At 33.9% G+C, this 19,293-nt stretch carries 13 protein-coding genes; 9 read left to right on the top strand and 4 right to left on the bottom strand.

Annotation, left to right across the window (positions count from 1 at the left end):
- Positions 1-41: 41 nt before the first annotated feature.
- The 7 genes from O1A01_RS13045 (at position 42) to O1A01_RS13075 (ending at position 11,133) form a co-directional block, all read left to right on the top strand.
- The gene (locus O1A01_RS13045) at positions 42-1,427 is read left to right on the top strand and encodes a COG1470 family protein (RefSeq protein ID WP_270064312.1); all 1,386 of its coding nucleotides are present in this window, start codon (positions 42-44) and stop codon (positions 1,425-1,427) included.
- A gap of 170 nt (positions 1,428-1,597) precedes the next feature.
- A complete protein-coding gene (locus O1A01_RS13050; RefSeq protein WP_270064313.1) occupies positions 1,598-2,812 on the top strand; it encodes an ROK family transcriptional regulator in 1,215 nt (404 codons plus the stop codon).
- Between the two features lies 1 nt (position 2,813).
- A complete protein-coding gene (gene argH / locus O1A01_RS13055) occupies positions 2,814-4,286 on the top strand; it encodes an argininosuccinate lyase (RefSeq protein WP_270064314.1) in 1,473 nt (490 codons plus the stop codon).
- A 26-nt stretch (positions 4,287-4,312) separates the two neighbouring features.
- Positions 4,313-5,605 (top strand): sugar ABC transporter substrate-binding protein, encoded by a 1,293-nt coding sequence (locus O1A01_RS13060; RefSeq protein ID WP_270064315.1) that lies wholly within the window; start codon positions 4,313-4,315, stop codon positions 5,603-5,605.
- Between the two features lie 144 nt (positions 5,606-5,749).
- Complete coding sequence (locus O1A01_RS13065; RefSeq protein ID WP_270064316.1) at positions 5,750-6,694, top strand: carbohydrate ABC transporter permease; 945 nt, start codon at positions 5,750-5,752, stop codon at positions 6,692-6,694.
- Between the two features lie 15 nt (positions 6,695-6,709).
- Positions 6,710-7,525: a carbohydrate ABC transporter permease gene (locus tag O1A01_RS13070; RefSeq protein ID WP_270064317.1), complete on the top strand. Its 816-nt coding sequence runs from the start codon at positions 6,710-6,712 to the stop codon at positions 7,523-7,525.
- A 437-nt stretch (positions 7,526-7,962) separates the two neighbouring features.
- The gene (locus O1A01_RS13075; RefSeq protein WP_270064318.1) at positions 7,963-11,133 is read left to right on the top strand and encodes a DEAD/DEAH box helicase; all 3,171 of its coding nucleotides are present in this window, start codon (positions 7,963-7,965) and stop codon (positions 11,131-11,133) included.
- Positions 11,134-11,176: 43 nt separating this feature from the next.
- On the opposite strand, the gene O1A01_RS13080 is transcribed toward O1A01_RS13075, so the two are convergent.
- The 4 genes from O1A01_RS13080 to O1A01_RS13095 all read right to left on the bottom strand — a co-directional run bounded on the left by O1A01_RS13080 (position 11,177) and on the right by O1A01_RS13095 (position 16,417).
- Positions 11,177-12,331, bottom strand: a complete 1,155-nt coding sequence (locus tag O1A01_RS13080) for a Ger(x)C family spore germination protein (RefSeq protein WP_270066411.1) — start codon at positions 12,329-12,331, stop codon at positions 11,177-11,179.
- A 12-nt stretch (positions 12,332-12,343) separates the two neighbouring features.
- Positions 12,344-13,789: a spore germination protein gene (locus O1A01_RS13085; RefSeq protein ID WP_270064319.1), complete on the bottom strand. Its 1,446-nt coding sequence runs from the start codon at positions 13,787-13,789 to the stop codon at positions 12,344-12,346.
- Positions 13,779-14,867: a GerAB/ArcD/ProY family transporter gene (locus O1A01_RS13090; protein ID WP_270064320.1), complete on the bottom strand. Its 1,089-nt coding sequence runs from the start codon at positions 14,865-14,867 to the stop codon at positions 13,779-13,781. Before O1A01_RS13090 ends, O1A01_RS13085 begins: the two co-directional genes overlap by 11 nt.
- 122 nt (positions 14,868-14,989) lie before the next feature.
- On the bottom strand, positions 14,990-16,417 hold the full coding sequence (locus tag O1A01_RS13095) for a hypothetical protein (protein WP_066414210.1): 1,428 nt from the start codon (positions 16,415-16,417) through the stop codon (positions 14,990-14,992).
- Between the two features lie 180 nt (positions 16,418-16,597).
- Between O1A01_RS13095 and O1A01_RS13100 the strand changes: the two genes are divergently transcribed.
- A complete protein-coding gene (locus tag O1A01_RS13100; protein WP_066414208.1) occupies positions 16,598-18,100 on the top strand; it encodes an amidase in 1,503 nt (500 codons plus the stop codon).
- A 302-nt stretch (positions 18,101-18,402) separates the two neighbouring features.
- Positions 18,403-19,242: an SDR family oxidoreductase gene (locus O1A01_RS13105; RefSeq protein ID WP_066414201.1), complete on the top strand. Its 840-nt coding sequence runs from the start codon at positions 18,403-18,405 to the stop codon at positions 19,240-19,242.
- Positions 19,243-19,293: the final 51 nt, after the last annotated feature.

Consider the following 19,293-nt stretch of genomic DNA (forward strand, 5'->3'; position numbering starts at 1 on the left):
TACTATTTAAACTTAATGTTAAACAAAAGCAGTTAGTAGAAGTGAGTAAAATAGCATCTTCGTTGAATATTGATGTAACGGTTGATAATTCTACTTTAGTTAGAGGAGCTACAACTCCAGTTGAACTAAACGTTACTAATGATGGTAAAGTTACGTTAAATAATGTTGAACTTTCTCTTCTTATTCCAGAAGGTTGGACAGTTAGAGGAGAAGTAGAAAAGATAACTTTAAAACCTAATGAGTCTGTTACAAAAACATTTGAAGTGACAGTTAATGACGATGAAAAATTCTACCATCCATATGAAGATGCGATTATTTTAGCAAACGTTCAGTATGAGGTTAAAAAAGAAAGCGCTTCATTTACTGTAACACCTAAAAATACAGTTGCTGTTTTACCAGACGTAGCTGTAGCATTAAATCCAGTTCAAATTGCAATTAATCAACTGGATATTCCAGAAGAAATAGAAGTAGAAATGACATTAACTAATTATGTTGATGGCCCGTCTGTAGCAACTCCTTTACTAGAAGTGCCAAGCGGATGGGAAGTATCTGTTTCCCAAGATTCGGTGCATTTTGAAGAGCAAGGACAAACAGAAACGGTAATTTTTACTGTTAATCCGAATAATATTGCACCAGAAACATTTGAAGTGTTAGGTAAAGTACTAGTAGATAATAAAGAGTTTTCTACAACTGTTCAAACAATAAATTATGACCATATTCGTACTCAGTATTACTTGTATAACGCAAAATCCGCAGGTATTTCATTTGAATTAACTATTCCTGATGGGATAAAGGTCGGGTATATCGAAAGTGGTTTTGATCAAATTGCCGATTACTTAATTAATATTGGCATGGATATAACAAAACTATCAAATGAAGAAATTGCAAGTGGAGATTTAGCTCAATATGATTCTATCGCTTTAGGAATTAGAGCATATAGAAGAGAAGGGTTACCACAATTAAATAGCCGTCTATTAGACTATGTAAATAATGGTGGACACTTAGTTGTACAGTATCATACACCTAATGATAGTTATCATGGAGAAAACCATCCTCCGTATCCACTTACGATAGGTACACCATCTATTCGTTGGAGAGTTACAGATCAAAATGCTCAAGTTGAAATTAAAGACCCAGAACATCCACTTTTTAACCATCCAAATAGCCTAAATGAATCTGATTGGGAAAATTGGGTACAGGAAAGAGCGCTATATTTTCCGAGTGAATGGGATGAGCGTTACGAAACATTTATAAGTATGGCTGATCCTGGTGAAGAACCTTTTGAAAGTGGAATTTTAATGGCTGAATATGGCGAGGGTACTTATTTATATACGAATTTAGTATGGTATCGCCAAATTCAAGGGCAAGTTGCAGGTGGGTATCGCATCTTTACAAACTTAATTAGTTACCCGTTATTTAAAGACTAAAATAGTACAGAGAGGTATTAGGAATGAGTAATACCTCTCTAGGTAAAAATACACAAATTTATATTTTTCTGAAAATTCTGTTGACATCAACATGAAAAGAAAATAAGATGAATTTAAGTTGGTAAGGAAAGTTTACGAACTAACGTCGAATTCTTTCAAGGGGCACGTATATGAAACAATCGAGAAGTAATACTCCAAATTACTTAAAATATTTAAACAAAAAGAAAATTTTACAGTTTATTAGAGATAATGACCAAATTTCAAGAGCAGAAATTTCACTCAACCTCTCCATCAGTAAGCCTACTGTATCTTTAATAGTAGATGAATTATTACAAGAAGGATGGATTTTTGAGAGGGAGAGTAATGAATCTAGTGCACTAGGTGGACGGAAACCAATTAATCTATTTTTTAATAAAAATGCATATTTTCTAATAGGAATAGATATTGGAGGTACAAATGTTGAAGTTGGTATCGTTAATCTCACTGGGGAACTTATCGCAAGAGATCAGTTATTAACGCAAGCAGCGCTAAAGAAAGATTTCATTAATGAAATTTGTACAACAGTTTATTCTCTATTGGAGAAAAATAATATTGGTAGTGAATTTGTCATGGCTGTCGGAGTAGGTGCACCAGGTATAACTGATTCTGATCAAGGAATTGTGATAGATGCACCAAGTTTAGGATGGATCAATTATCCACTTAAACATAAGCTAGAAGAAAAAATCGAATTCCCAGTCTATGTTGATAATGATGTTAATATAGCTGTATTAGGAGAACAATGGAAAGGGCAAGCGAGTAATAAAGATCATGTTATATTAATAACGCTTGGAACAGGAGTAGGCTGTGGGATAATTGTAAATGGTCAATTATATCGCGGTTCAGCATTTGCTGCTGGTGAAATTGGTTATATGGTTACAGATAAAAATGAAGCAAAGGAAGAGTATGACCATATTTTTCAAGGTTATGGTTTTTTAGATAGTCATGTTGGTGGACCATCGATTGTAAAAAGAATGGAAATGCATTTACAAAACGCCACCTATGATCATCCATTAAAGGGAGAAAAGTTAACTGCAAAAAAAATATTCCACTATGCAATTAATAACGATCCTCTTAGTCTACAAGTTGTAAATGAAACGCTTGAACATATAGCCTTTGCATTAGTAAACGTAATATGTATATTTAACCCTCAATGTGTCGTAATCGGTGGGGGAATATCGAAATCCGGGAAATGGTTTCTACCAAAAGTCCAATCAATAATTGAGAAACATCTTCCCATTCGAACGGATATTTTCATTTCAGAATTAGAAGGTTTGTCATTAATAGGTGCAGGAGCATTAGTTTTACGTGAGCATGAATCATTACTTAAAGAAGAAGGAGTAATTTAGAATGACCCAACGCTCAAAAATATATATAGACGCTACTTTAGGCCCAACATATTCATTTACTAAAAAACATTACTATCATCATATAATGGAAATAAACTTAGCTCATGTGTTAATGCTAAGAAATCAAAAAATTATCGAGCAAGAGCATGCGAGTTCCATTTTAGAAGCAACTCATAAATTATATAAACAAGGCTACGAAAAAAAATACGATAGTAATTTTGAAGATCTGTTTTTTATGCTAGAAGATGATCTCAGTAAAGTGATTGGTCCTGAACTTGTCGGAAATATGCATATTGCATTTAGTCGAAATGATATGGACACAACGATGTTTCGAATGTTCTGGCGAGAAAGAATCGTTGAATGGATGAATACAATTAACATATTAAGGAACGAGCTATTACGTTTAGTAGACGAACATAAAACAACAATAATGACAGCACATACACATAATCAACAAGCACAACCTACTACTTTATCACACTATTTAATGGCAGTCGTACATAACTTACAACGAGACGTACAAAGAGGGCAAGAACTTTACAATAGAGTGAATCGTTCCCCTATGGGAGCAGCAGCACTTTCTACAACAGGCTATAACATTGACCGCGAAAATATTAGTAAAAGATTAGGCTTTGATTCACCACTGTCTAACTCCTATGATGCAATTTCAGCTTCGGATTTTATGATAGAACTAAAAAGTGTACTTTCAATTTCGTTATCTACTCTATCACGCTTTGTAAATGACCTAATTTTCATGACAACGAATGAAGTGAATACTTTGAGATTACACGATATGCATGTTCAAACATCAAGTATTATGCCTCAAAAAAGAAACCCATCTGCGTTAGAACATACAAGGGCTTCCATTAGTAAAGCAATTGGTATCCTTGAAAATACAATATTTCTAGCCCATAACGTTCCATTGGGTGACATTGTCGACATAGGTGATGATATTCAACCACCATTATATACAGGTTATAAAACCTCCTTAGAAGTAGTGGAAATTCTTACAGAAATTTTACATCATTGTACTTTTAATAAAGAACTTTTATTAGAAAATGCACAAAGAGGCTTTGCTACGGTAACAGAAATTTCCGATGTATTAGTACGAAACTATAGTATCCCATTCCGTACGGCACATGGAATTGTAAGTACATTTGTAAAAGATTTAGTAAAAGAAGGTTTAGATTTAACAAATGGAAGCGCTTCTAAAATTAATAATATAGCGAAAAACAGCTTTCAAATATTACTAGATTTAACAGAAGAAGAATACCAATCAGCCATTTGCGTACGAAATTTCGTGAATGTGCGAAATATACTTGGTGGTCCGTCGTTAAAAGCAATAGAGTTTCAATATGAAGAAGCTGTTAAGTCATTAAAGAACGACAACTATTGGTTAAATGAAAAACAAAAACAATTTTTTGACTATAAACAGAGATTAACTGAAGATGTTGTTTCATGTATTAAAAAATAAATAATAGGTTATGAGGGGGATGGCAAATGAAAAAAGCATTTCTATTCGTATTATTTTTTGCTTTAAGTATGTTTATCGTTGCCTGTAGTGGTGACAAAGAGACTGCTGGCGAAAAAGATGGTGACATTGTAGAAATTGAGTATTGGCAATATCATTTTGATTCTAAAGTAAAATTAGTTGATGAATTAATAAAAGAATTTGAAGAAGCAAACCCAGGTATTAAAGTAAAGCACACAACATTTCCATATGACCAATTTAATGAGCGCGTAGCAGCACAAGTACCTGCTGGCCGTGGTCCAGATGTTATTAATTTATTTTACGGATGGGTACCAAGATATGTTGACTCAGGTTACTTACAACCATTACCTAAGGAAGCATTTCCACATGAAACGATTGAATCTGAATTCTTCCCTATGGTTGAGTCTGTGAAATTAGATGGAGAATACTGGACAATACCTACTGCTGTGAGAACAATCGCGTTATTTTATAACAAAGATCTGTTCGAAGAAGCCGGATTAGATCCAAATAGTCCACCTGCAACGTGGGATGAGTTAGTAGATTATTCTATTAAACTTACAAAAAGAGATAATAACGGTCGTTTAGCGCAAGCAGGTATGGCTTGGGAACCAAGTCAACAAGGGCACCATTGGTTTAGAGATGCTCTTCTTTACCAAGCTGGCGGGCAAGGACTAAGTGAAGATCGAAAAACTATCCAATGGGATCAAACAAATGCTGGTTTAGAGGCATTTAAATATTGGTTAAATTTCGTAACAGAACATGAAGTAGGGGAACGAAATTTTTACACAGATGATGTAACAGCATTTAAAACTGGGAACGCTGCGATGAATATTGATGGTTCTTTCCGTATTGGAACATTACAAAATGATACACCTGACTTAAACTACGCGATTGCACCACTACCTTCAAAGGATGGTAATAAAGCAACCCAAGCATCGTTTTGGAGTAATGGAATCACTTCCAAGGTAGAAGGGGCAAAACTTGATGCATCTGTTAAGTTTTTGCAGTTTTTAACTAGTGAAGATGTAATGGAAAGATGGTTAGATGAAATTGGAGAATTACCAGCAAAACAGAGTGTAGCGCTACAAGATAAATATTTAAATCATGAATTATATGGTGCTTTTATTGAGCAACTTCCATATGCTAATGCCCATTTCTTTGTAGATGAAAGTCGAGAAAGAGACCTTGTTATTCAAGCAGTCGACAGAGTTCTACTTCAAAGTGTATCTCCAGAAGATGCATATAAAGAATTAGTAGAGTCAACACAAGCACTATTTGATGAATACTGGTCTAAACGGTAAATAGAAAAGCGGAAGCAACTAGCACATGTACAAAATAAAGAAGGACGGTTAATATCGTCCTTCTTTTAAGATGGTAGAAAAAAAGAGTACATAACTTTTACAAAAAAACAGATTGAGTATCCCTTTTCTAGAGGAGGTAAAGTAATGGCAGAACCATCATTGGATACACACAAATCACCCAAAATTAAAAGGAAAGGACCTAGCTTAACGCTAAAGCAAAGTAAATATTTATTTGTTTACCTTTGCTTATTGCTTCCACTAATTTTCTATATTTGTATAAGAATAGCTCCGACATTATACACGTTTAATATAGGATTTAGAGAATGGAATATATTATCTCCAGAAAAGCCTTTTGTAGGATTCGATAATTATGTAACACTAGCGAATGATCCTATTTTCAAAAAATCTTTGTGGAACACAGTAATTTTTATTGTATTTGGTGTTTCTGGTCAAGTATTAATCGGTTTACTTATTGCTCTATTGTTACAACGTATTAATAAGTTTGTCGGTGTATTTAGAGTTATATATTTTATCCCTTATGTAACGAGTATTGTGGCTGTTAGTTGGGTTTTCCGTTGGCTTTTTATGAATAATGGTATTATTAATGAATTTTTAGTTAATTTAGGGATACCGCCACAACTATTTTTAAATTCCCCAGATCAGGCGATATATATCATTATTGGAACGATGATTTGGCAAGGGTTAGGATTTCAAATGGTAATTTTTTTAGCTGGTTTAGAAAATATTCCTAAAATGTTTTATGAAGCTGCAGAAGTGGACGGGGCAAATAGCTGGAATAAATTTAAAAGCATAACATTGCCATTATTAAATCCAACCATTGTTTTCTCTGTTGTAATTGGTAGTATTAACTTTATTCAGGTTTCATTTACACAAGTAGTAAATATGAGTGTAGATAGTGCAGGGGGACCTTTACATTCCACGATTTCTATTGTTGTTTATATTTATCAATTAGCATTTAGACAATACAGTATGGGATTAGCATCAGCAGCAACTGTTATATTATTCCTTTTCATTTTAGCCTTAACCATTTTCCAAATGAAAGTACTATCGAAGAAATTTGATTATTAAAGGAGGGAAAATCAAATGGATAAAAAAACAAAATCGTTCGTTGTATATACGCTATTAATTCTTGGGTCTATAATCATGATTTTCCCATTCGTTTGGATGGTATCAACCTCCTTAAAATCTGCTTTAGACGTATACACACTTAGCATTATTCCTGAAAATCCTACTTTAGAAAACTACCGAAGAATTTTTTTGGATTCCTTATTTGGGAAGTGGTTTCTAAATAGTATTATAGTCGCAACTGTTACGACGATTAGTGTCGTATTCTTTGATTCGTTAGTAGGCTATATTATTGCTAAATTTAAATTTATAGGAAAAGGAATCATTTTTATAGCTATATTAAGTACTTTAATGGTACCGACAGAAATGTTAATAATTCCTTGGTATTTAATGAGTTCTGAATTTGGTTGGACAGATAGCTATTGGGGATTATTATTCCCTGGTTTAATGACTGGTTTTGGTGTGTTTTTAATGAAACAATTTATGGAGTCGATACCAGATGACCTTTTAGATGCGGCAAGAATTGATGGGCTCGGTGAATTTAAAATATTTATAAAGGTTGCGATCCCACAAGTATGGCCAGCAATTTCCGCATTGTTTATTTTTTCATTTTTGAGTAACTGGAACGCATTTTTATGGCCGCTTATTGTGACGGATTCTTCATCACTTTACACGTTACCAGTCGGATTATCTTTCTTTGCATCAGGTGAATTTGAATCTAGATGGGAGTTAATTATGGCTGGTGCAACAATAACGGCATTACCATTAATATTAGTGTTCTTCCTTTTACAAAAACATATAATAAAAGGGATTACATTGACTGGGATGAAATAAAGCAAAAAAGCTGGTGTTCTCAACATTAAGAGAATGCTAGCTTTTATTTTTGCCTACATTTCCTATAAAGTAATATGTTAACCAAAAGATAATGGCTAAAAAGAAGACGTAATGTTTCCTCCCTGCCGGTAATATAAAAAGCAATATAGCACTACCAACAAGAAATGGGAGTAGGAGGGACCAATATATTTTACGATGCATACAATACCCACTTTCTTAAATACACCCTATGTATAGTGTAAAATTAGAATAGTATGAATTTATTTTACAATTTATTGAGAAATATTTCCACACCCACACGTGTTTTTGTCATGTTTCGTTTCTAATATATTTTTATCGACTAAAGTCAATGCTTGTTATATACACGGATAGGATGATGTATGATAAAATCAACCTATTGATTTTTTACCTTTACCCTAAATGAAGGAGTTCTTCGCATGTCGATAATGATAAATGAAAGAAAAATTTTAGATATGTGCGGTAATGCTTCCTTTAAACGTGGGGAGGCGTTTTGCCGCGATGGAAAAGTTACTATTGTACAAAATGAGAACAACGTAATAAGAGCAACCATATCAGGAAACGAAAACTTTGAGGTTGAGATTACTGTTAAAAATGAAAGAATCTTGAAGATTGCTTGTACCTGTCCTAAACTTGCTTCCTATAAAAAAGAGTGCCAGCATGTTGCAGCAGTACTTCTTATGCTAAATAAGCAGTACATTCATGCAAAAAGAGACAATAATGATGATGTGGACAGTTTATTCGATATTTTTAATAGTGAAAAAAGACATTCTATTTCCCAACGACATTTTGAAAATAGGGAAATACAAAATGCTACTTTTACTTGTAAAGCCATAAAAATTCAAGATGGGCAATATATGATCGGTATAGAAATGAAGGTTGGCTCGCAAACCGTTAAAAATCTTTATAAATTTATAAAAAATGCTTTAGATGGAGTACCGACAAACTTGTCTTCCACTTTTACGTATAACCCAGCGCTACATTGCTTTTCGAAAGAAGTAGATAAAGTACTTCAGCTTCTTTTTGAAATAGTACAAGTTAAACAAATATATATCGATGAAGTTAATGATGGGATGTTAAACACATTAGTTATTCCACCTACGTTAGGTGAAAAACTTTTAATGCTTCTTTCTAACATACACTCGTCACTTTTTATCGTGAATAGTGTCACAACAGTACCGGTTCGAATCGGACAAGCGACACTCAATCTAAAATTTTCATTAGAAAGACAGCAAAATGGAAATTACTCTTTAATAATAGACGGGATACAAAATCTGTATGTTTTCTCGTCGTATCAATTCGTTTTTGTAAATGGGGAATTTATTCGTTTACAAAATGATGATTGTGTACGATTATCAGAGTTAGTGAAAATGATTGATAGAACGGGGAAAAATATCATTCCTTTATCAGAAGAACAGCTACCAATGTTTATCGATAAAGTAGTACCTGGTTTAAGAAGGCTCGGAACAATTCAATTTTCGGAATCCATAACAGATAAGTTAGTGAAAACTCCGTTAAAGGCAAAACTCTTTTTAGATCGCTTAAAAAACCGATTACTTGTTGGTTTAGAATTTCATTATGAAAATGTAATTATAAATCCACTAGATAAAAACGACAGAGTACTTGGACCTTTGTTTATAAGAGATGTTGGTAAGGAAGAAGAAATTTTAAGAATTATGGAAGAAAGTGAATTTGCCAAAACAGATGGAGGCTATTATCTACAAAACGAAGAGTTAGAATATCAATTTTTATATCACGTTCTCCCTTCATTAAAAAAGCTCGTACAAATATATGCGACAACAGCTGTTAGGAATCGTATTTTCAGAGAAAATAAACGACCTAAAATCAATGTAAAAATGAAAAAAGACCGAATAAATTGGTTACAGTTTAAATTTGAAATGGATGGTATAGCTGATAGGGAGATTAAAGAACTTCTTGTAGCACTTGAAGAAAAGCGAAAATATTATCGTCTTCAAAACGGTTCGTTACTTTCATTAGAAACAAAAGAATTTAATGAAATTCAAACATTTTTAAATACAATACCCCAAGAGTATAAACAGTCAGACGATGAGTGGGGCTTACCTGTTGTAGGTGGGTTAAAATATGTAGATAATCTTACGGATGAGGCAATCTCTATAGACAAATCGTTTCAACAATTTATTGGGAAACTAGTGCATCCACAAAATGAAAGTTTCGAGGTACCTGAAGATTTACGTTCGATTTTAAGAGACTATCAAATTACTGGTTATAAATGGATGAAACTTCTAGCAAAACATCATTTTGGTGGCATTTTAGCTGATGATATGGGGCTTGGAAAAACGTTACAAAGTATTACGTTTATTTCCTCAGAGCTTGAGCTTATTAGAGAAGGTAAAAGTCCAGTATTAATTGTTTGTCCTTCTTCGCTGACCTTTAATTGGTTAAGCGAAATTCAAAAATTCGCACCACAAATAAAGGCAATCGTTATTGATGGATCTAAAAAAGAAAGGCAACCTTTGTTACAAAATAATAGTGGGGTAGATGTAGTAATCATTTCTTATCCTTTGTTAAGACAAGAAATACAATGGTTAGACAAACAAGTATTCCATACTGTATTTTTCGATGAGGCTCAAGCGTTTAAAAATCCAAATACGCAAACTGCAAAGGCTGTAAAGAAAGTGAAGGCAAATCACCGCTTTGCACTTTCTGGCACACCGATTGAAAATTCATTAGTGGAATTATGGTCTATTTTTCATGTAATATTACCTGAACTGTTTCAAAGCTTTAAAGAATATAATAATTTAACGAAAAAGACGATAAGTAAAAGAATACGTCCATTTTTATTAAGAAGGACAAAGAAAGATGTGCTTCAAGAATTACCTCAAAAGATAGAGCAAGTTGAACGAGTGGAGTTATTACCAGAACAGAAAAAACTATATGCAGCTTATTTAGCGAAATTAAGGCACGACACATTGAAGCAGTTAGATAAAGATACAATTAGAAAAAATAGAATAAAAATATTAGCTGGTCTTACACGACTGCGACAAATATGTTGTCATCCTGCACTTTTTGTAGACGGATATAAAGGTACTTCTTCTAAATTTGAACAATTAAAACAAATCGTGAATGATGCCAAACGTACAGGAAGAAGAGTACTGATATTTTCACAATTCACGAAAATGTTACAGCTTATAGGAAAAGAATTAGCAATGAACGGTACGTCATTTTTTTATTTAGATGGACAAACACCTTCAGAAGAAAGATTAGAGCGATGTAATCGTTTCAATAAAGGCGAACGAGACTTCTTTTTAATATCGTTAAAAGCAGGTGGAACAGGATTGAATTTAACAGGTGCTGATACTGTAGTGTTATATGACCTATGGTGGAACCCTGCAGTCGAGACACAAGCGGCAGATCGTGCTTATCGGATCGGTCAAACAAAAGATGTACAAGTAATAAAACTATTAACAGCAGGAACCATTGAAGAAAAAATGAATGAATTACAACAGAAAAAACAAAATTTAGTAGAACAAATGATAGAAGAAAATGATTCTATCCACCTAACAGAAGAAGATATTGCTGAAATGTTAGGTGTACCGATTCATATCTAATAATAAGAAGAACTCCTAAGGCTTAGCAACCTATCGGAGTTCTTTATTCTATATGCTCCATTTTTATTATTTTATTTTTAAATGCTCCCGAATGTCTTAGTTTCACATTAGCGGTTACTCCTGTTAAATTATCCTCTTGTAAAGTCAAGCTCTTGTCTAACCGTTTCCAGTCTCTAGTATAATTTCGATAAATGTTATGTTCCAAGTTTAAAAAATCAATGTTATTCTCTACACCTAACTTATATAGTTGTTCAATCTCTTTTTCAATCATCTTATTTGTTGCTTCTTCCATTTTTGTAATAGGTAGTGTTTCATTAGTTATTCTGTTACTCACAACCCCTTCAGCCCTCACTGAAACGTTAAACTGAAACAGTTCTTTCGCGGATACGACTTCAATTCTTGGTTTTGGTCTTGAAACGGCTACTAAAAACTGAGGATCATTATCTTTTGGAATGAGGAGAAAACTTCGTTCGGTATCTTCAGTTAGCCAGCGGATACCTTTAATTTGTTCATATGGAAAATATCCTTTGAAATTTGAATTTTGAATAAAGTAAGCACCGTCTATTTTTAACTTAGGTTCAGGTGTTAAGCTTTTTTTCCATTGTTCTGTATCAATACTAATAGAAGGGATGTACGTAGTGAAACTAGGTTCAAATATTTCCCGAACTAATTTATGCAGCTGCATTGGTCTAATTGTAGAATTTTGTTCATGTATTCTTAATGGATTATGCAGAACTGTATCTAGTGATGTTTGATTATAAAAACCAACAGTTGATAATACTTCTTCAATCGGCAGTTGAGTGCCGTACACCCATGGTGTTAATCGAAATTCGTGATATCTTGTTATACCATCAAAAATATTATTAAATCCTTTTTCGATTGCGCTCTCACTTAAAACAATGGCGTTAACATGTGCCCATAGAATTCTTTCTTGTCCTGCTTCATATGCCTTAAAAAATCCAGCAATGAAAGTTTCGCCAATTGTTTCCGATACCCAAACTTGAGGTTCAGAACTATCACCACCTTCTGTTTTTGCGACATTATTGAAATTTTCCATTTGAACATAAATATGGTATTGGTCGTCTCGGAAATCAACACCAATCGCAGTAGCAAAATTTAAGTTTTGTATTTCTTTAATGTCAGTATTACAGCTAGTTAGGAGGAGAATCATCAATAACGAAAAGCTGAAACGCACCATTTTTTTCAAGCATTATCGCCTCCATTTCTGTATCATCGATGTTGAAAACCTCTTTCTTCTAAATGGATTAAATAAAAACGCAGATAACATTTCTCTATACTGCAACGAAGATAAAGGTTCTAAATATGCAATGTTGAAAGAACTTAGTCGTGACAAGTAAATTAAAATACTAATAATACTTACAAAAAAACCATACATCCCTAAAACAGCTGAAAAAATTAATACGTAAACTCTTAAAATGGTAACCGTCCCTGTTAAAGACTGATTAATTAATGTATAAGTGGAAACGGCAGTTAGGGCAATAACGACAATCATAGTAGGGGAAGTTAGTCCTGCACGAATTGCAGCATCTCCAATAATTAATCCCCCAACAATTGAAATGGTTTGTCCGATAGCTGTCGGCATTCGGACACCAGCTTCTCGCAAAAGCTCAAAAAGCATTAATATTAATAATGCTTCTAAAGCTAATGGGATAGGTAAGCCCTCTCTAGATAACACTACCGTTGCAAGTAACGGAAAAGGTAGTTGATCGATATTAACACTTGAAATAGACAACCAAAATCCAGGTAGGCAAATAGCAATAACTAAACCTACTATTCTTAACAGTCTTTGAAATATTATAAAATAATATGGAAAATGAACATCCTCAGGAGATTTAATGAGTAAAAATATATTACTTGGACCGACTAAAACCATTGGAGACCCATCTATTACGATGATAAAGCGCCCACGCAACATACTTTCAACGGCAAAGTCTGGTCGAGTTATGTAGTCGAATAACGGAAAAAGAGAAAATGTTTTGTTCGATAACCATTGTTCTAATTGAGCGCCACTAATAACACTTTCTGATTCGAACGAGGTTAATCTTTCTCTTACTTCATTGATTACTTTTTTATCCGCTTTATCATGTAAATATAGAAGAGAGACTTTTGTTTTAGATAAACTTCCTAATTCAAATTGCTCATTATATAACTGGTCTGTTTTAAATCGTTTTCGTATTAAGGAAATATTCGTGAAAATTGATTCAGTAAACCCATCCCGTGGACCTTTTATAGAAACTTCTGTTTTTGACTCTTCTGGTGTCCTTTGGGGAATGTTTGCAATATTAACAGACAAGAAATAGTTTGTTCCTTCTTTATAAAAGAGGAGCTCTCCGCTAAACATTCGATCAACCATTTCTTTCTTAGTAAAAAGCTTTTGAATAGGCGGTAATTCTTCTAACGAATCTTCTTTACTTTCATTTTCAAGATAATCCAAAACAGCTTGGTAATAATGATTAAGTTGTTGTGTGTCAATCATGCCTTCACAGTAAAAAGCAATGACCGATTTTATGTTAGAATTATGTAAAACTTTAATATCCGCATATCGGGATACAAGAGTTTCTAGCTGATTCGTTTGTAAGAGAGACTTATGGAGTAAACTATCCATATTAATTAATTCTGCTACATTACTGCTCATGACTGTAAGGTCCTTTCTTAGGTGTTATAAAGCTAAAAATCCATAAAATAAGAGTAACAGATATGCCGAATACAACGGTAATAGGGTAAAAAAATTGTCCAACAATTTTAAGAAATAAAATATCACTTATCGGTAGTAACGTGAATAGAAGTAGGATGAAAGAACAAATAAATAGTACAGTCTTTTTCTTGAACTTAGTAGCACTACTCACGATATCGGTAACAATAAACAGTCCTAATGAAATCCGTATGATACATCCAGCTAAAAATTGAAAAACTGCTAAAAAATCAACATGTGAAATATGCTCTCCTAAAGTTATTAAACGCCACTGTTCAAAAGCTGGAAATCTCATCGCACTAGCAACATTTGGCCCAAAAGCTGAAAGGGAGCCTAGCGTTGGTCCGAAAATTAATCCTGTAAGGAATGTGATAAGAATTATAATTTGAAGGTAAGTAAAGTTTTGTTTTAAATATGGTTGTAAAAATAATAAAACAAGAATTTCGACACCGCCCCCTAAAATAAGGATTGTGCCTTTTAACGCTTGTCCATAACCATCTACAAGAACAGGAAATATAAACGAATAATCTTTTTCTCCCATCGTTGCAAAGGCTACAAAATAACCGAGCAAAACAACTATCGGTAAAAGAATAGTGGATATATAAACTATTGACCGTAGATTGTTGTAGGACGCCCAAACACTTATAAGTAAAAATGGAACAATAATCATCCATGGGCTAGTTAATGGAAGGAAATATATATTAACAGATTGCATAAGATCGTAGAATGAAATTACAGTTGTTAATAGGATAAAAAATGCAAATAATAAAGTAATAACTAGAGAAACAAATTTACCAACTCTTCTTTCAATCCAAAAAGATAAAATGAGTTTTTCTTTATTAGATTTCATAATACAAAAGATAAAAAAACCTAAAACGAGAATAATTACATAAGCAAAAATTGCACTTATCCACGCATCTCTTTTTGCGACTCCTAATAAGTGAGGAAGAATTAAAACATGATTTGAAATACCGACAAATAGGATAACTACAAAAAATATTTGTAAACGTGAAAAGGTCATGTTAACTCCTTAAGTATTGATATAATCTTATTTTCCATATTCTCACGATAAATATGTATCATTAAGCTAATGTTAGTAAATAAAGGTTGATATTCTAGTTTGAACATCAACCTTTATTACTATTAAAATATCCACAAGCCTATAAAAGTTGAGATAATCAAACCTAACACAACAGGTATGAAGCTTTTTCTTACAAGTTCCATTACTGGTACTTTTGCAAAGCCGGCAACTGCTACAAGAGACGACCAAGCTATTAACGTTCCACCACCAACCCAAATAGAACCCATTTGACCTATTGCAGCTAATGTTGCAGCATCTACACCTACACTGTCACTTAAAGCACCAGAAAGAGCGCCAACTAGAGGTAAACCGGAAAAACCAGATCCATCTAATCCAGTAATCATACCTATTAATAATATTCCGAAACCGGCAATAAACGCACTTTCAGGAATGAAATTTTGTCCAGCTAGAATTAAATCGAAAAGAAACGAAGGGGTTTCCTCACTACCTGTGCCAAAAATTTTAGCTGAGAGTTCGCCACTACCGACAAAGAAAAAACCAGCTATCGGTATAACAGGTCCCATTGCTTTAAACGCAAACAAGAAACCTTTAACTAAATTATCACTTACATTTGAAAGCGATGTTCGAACATTACGAAATGTAGAAGCAGCAATTAATAATAAAACAGATGCACCACCGATAAGCGCAGCACCTGTACCGCCTTCTATAGAAGGAATAGATGTAACAAATTTCGCTAATACCATGTAGGCAATAACACTTAAAAACGTAGCTGGAACAAGGATTGCAAAAAGTAGACTATATTTACTTTTTTGTTGCTGGTTATTTAATTCTTCTTTTAAATCTTCATTTGTTTGTTCTGTTTTCTCCCATATGTGTAAATGGTCAATGGAAGGCTTTTGAATATGCTTTCTTATTAAAATATAAGCTAGAACAATGGCAACTGTTCCAGTAATAATGGATAGCACAAAACCACGATCTGCAACGGTATGAATTTCAACAGCTGCTGCTGTTGCCGTTAAAGTTGGTGCAATTTGTATTATATAGTCTGAAGACAATGCCATCCCTTGACCTGCAAGAGAAATGGCTATCGCTGCACCGATTGGCGGTAGTCCAGCACGGACTGCTACAGGAATTAATAGTGCTCCGACTAGCGGGACTGCAGGTGTTGGCCAGAAGAATAGTGAGATTGCATACGTTACAAAAACGATTACCCAAAATGAAATATGACCATTTTTCATTATTCGTTGAAATGGGGTAATCATTTGTTCGTCTGTTCCTAACGATTTTAGTGAATGTAACAATGCTGTCATAATTGCTATTATGAGGAATATATTGAAAAGCTCACCAGCGGCAACTAAGCTTGCGTTAAAGATTGTTTGTAAACCAAACGTAAAAGAGCCACTGAAAATCCAACCTACTAAAAATGTAACTAATATGGACGGAACTACTACGTTCTGTCTAAATAACATGGTTCCGATTATTACTAATGTCCCTATTAAATACATCCAATGTGCAAAAGTAAGTTCCATCGATAAAAATCTCCCTTCCGCAGAGAATACGAAGCAAAGATGTTTCGTATAGTAGCCTATGCGAACGAAATATATTTCGTGTTAAGGTGAGGAGGGAGTTAAAAATAATTGTTTTTGTTTTAGAAGGTTTCTAGATGAAAAATAGAGAATACGGTATGTAGCATAAAAGGGGGGATTTAGTTGAATCATTTTGGATATGAAAATTATGATGGTTTAGGAATAGCCGAGTTGATTAAGCAGAAGGAAGTTAGTAAACCCGAAGTTTTGGAAGCAGCTTTAAATAAAATGGAATCAGTTAATAAAGATGTAAATGCCTTTATTTATACTCGAAAAGAGAAGGTACAAAAAGAAATAGTAGATGAAAATGAAGGTATCTTTGCTGGAGTACCATTTGCGTTAAAAGATATCTCACAAGAAATGAAAGGGGAGCCACTTACGCTAGGCTCCAAAGTGCATAAAGACTATGTTTCAAACGAAGATTCGGAATATGTAAAACGATTAAGAAAACAAGGGTTGCTTTTTCTAGGTTACACAAACGTTCCAGAATTTGGTTTAATGGCAGTTACAGAACCGAAACACTATGGCCCAACTAGAAATCCTTGGAATTTAGATTATACACCTGGTGGCTCTAGCGGTGGCTCAGCTGCAGCTGTTGCATCAGGCATGGTACCATTTGCTGGAGCAAACGATGGCGGAGGTTCCATTAGAATACCAGCAGCATATTGTGGATTATTTGGTTTAAAACCTACTAGAGGGAGAACACCTGTTGGACCAAAAAACGGACGGTATTGGCAAGGTGCAACAGTGGAACATGCAATAACAAAAACGGTAAGAGATAGTGCTGCATTACTGGATATATTAAACGGTGTAGAAAAAGCAGGGGCTTATACGGCACCTCCGTTTAATGGAAGGTACTTAAAGGAAATAGAAAAAGGGATAGAGACTCCTTTAAAAATAGCCTTTTCTATCGAATCTCCTATTCTAACTGAAGTAAACAAAGAGTGCCAGGCTGCTGTAATAAAAACCGTAAAGCATTTAGAATCTTTAGGACATCATGTAATAGAAAAGAATGCACCGGTCGATGGTAAGAAGTTGGCAGCGAGTTATATTACACTATATTTTGGAGAAGTGAGTGCCTCTATATCACGATTAGAAGAAGTAATTGGAAAAAGAGTGAAATATGAAGATGTAGAACCGACTACTTGGCTTTTAAGCTTGCTCGGGAAGGCTACAACTGCACAAGAATTTGTTCTTAGTTTACAGGAATGGGATAGAGCTGCATATGAAATGGAAGTTTTTCACGAAACGTATGATCTTTATATAACTCCAACAACAGCATTTCCACCTGCTAAAATTGGAGACCATGACCTAAAATCATTGGAAAAGCTTGCATTAGAAGTAACAGGGAAAATCGGGTCTGCTAAACTGTTGAAGAAACTTGGAATCGTAGATAAGTTAGTGGAAGATAGCTTGAAAAGAGTACCATTTACTCAACTAGCCAATTTAACAGGTCAACCAGCAATGTCTGTACCTCTCCATGTAACAAACGAAGGTTTACCTGTAGGAGTTCAATTTATGGCAGCAAGAGGAAAGGAAGATTTATTATTAAAAATGGCGGCGATGCTAGAGCAAACAAGCCTTTGGACTCCATTAAATGAAAACCCGTATTTTAAAATAGATTGAAATAATGTTTATTTGAACATAAAAAAGAAACCTACATAAATGCAGGTTTCTTTTTTTTCGAAAATTGAGGCGAGTAAACAGCACTCCACATAGTGCCTGCCAAAATGGCTCGTTGCTCGACTTACACAATTCAGCTCATCGCTTAATTAATATAACACGATTCTATTATAATTTCAACTATATTTTAGTAAACCATTATTTAGCAATAAGTACTATGCTATTATTATTATCTAGATGGAGTCGAATATATACAAAGATAACACTTTTTAAGACGTACACTAAAAGTAGAAGGAGAAACGGAAATGGACAGACCTATTTGCTTTATTACAGGAACATCTAGTGGTTTTGGACTTTTAACAACAATTGAGATGGCTAAAGAAGGATATACAGTTATCGCTACAATGCGTAATCTACAAAAAAAGACATTGTTAGTAGAAGAAATAGAAAGAGCTGGTTTGTCTGAATTTATCCATATTATCCAATTAGATGTTACTAATCATAATAGTATAAAAGAAGTAATACAAACTACTATCGAAAAATATGATCGGATTGACGTCTTAATTAATAATGCTGGCTATGCATTTGGAAGTTTCATTGAAGAAATGAAAATGGAAGAGTTGAGAGAACAGTTTGAAACAAATTTTTTCGGTTTAGTTGCACTTACGAAAGAAGTTATCCCTCATATGAGGCAAAGTAGGAATGGGACAATAGTTAACATGAGCAGTATAAGTGGACATTTTGGTTTTCCAGCCTTAGGTGCATATGCTTCTTCCAAATTTGCCGTAGAAGGATTTAGTGAATCTTTACGGTTTGAACTATTACCATTTGGAATAAAAGTCGTATTAATAGAGCCTGGTTCTTACCGAACAGATATTTGGACAAAAGGATTTTCAGGAATAAAGGTAAACGAAACATCTCCATATGCAGCATATAAAAGCAAAATGTTCCAAGTTGTTGAGCACATTGAAGAAAACGCTCAAAATCCACTTGAAGTAGCGGAAACAATAGTACAGGCAGTTAAGAATCCAAATCCACCTTTACGATATCCTGTTGGTAGGGCAATTAAAACACAAATTAAATGGAAAAATATTATCCCTTGGAAATGGTTAGAAAAACAAGTAAGTAAAAAAATATTAAAATGAAAAATATTACAACGCCATTTAAGTGTTGATTCCCCTCTATAGGTGTGTTTT

The sequence above is a fragment of the Sutcliffiella sp. NC1 genome (genome assembly GCF_027594365.1).
Lineage (GTDB): Bacteria > Bacillota > Bacilli > Bacillales > Bacillaceae_I > Sutcliffiella > Sutcliffiella cohnii.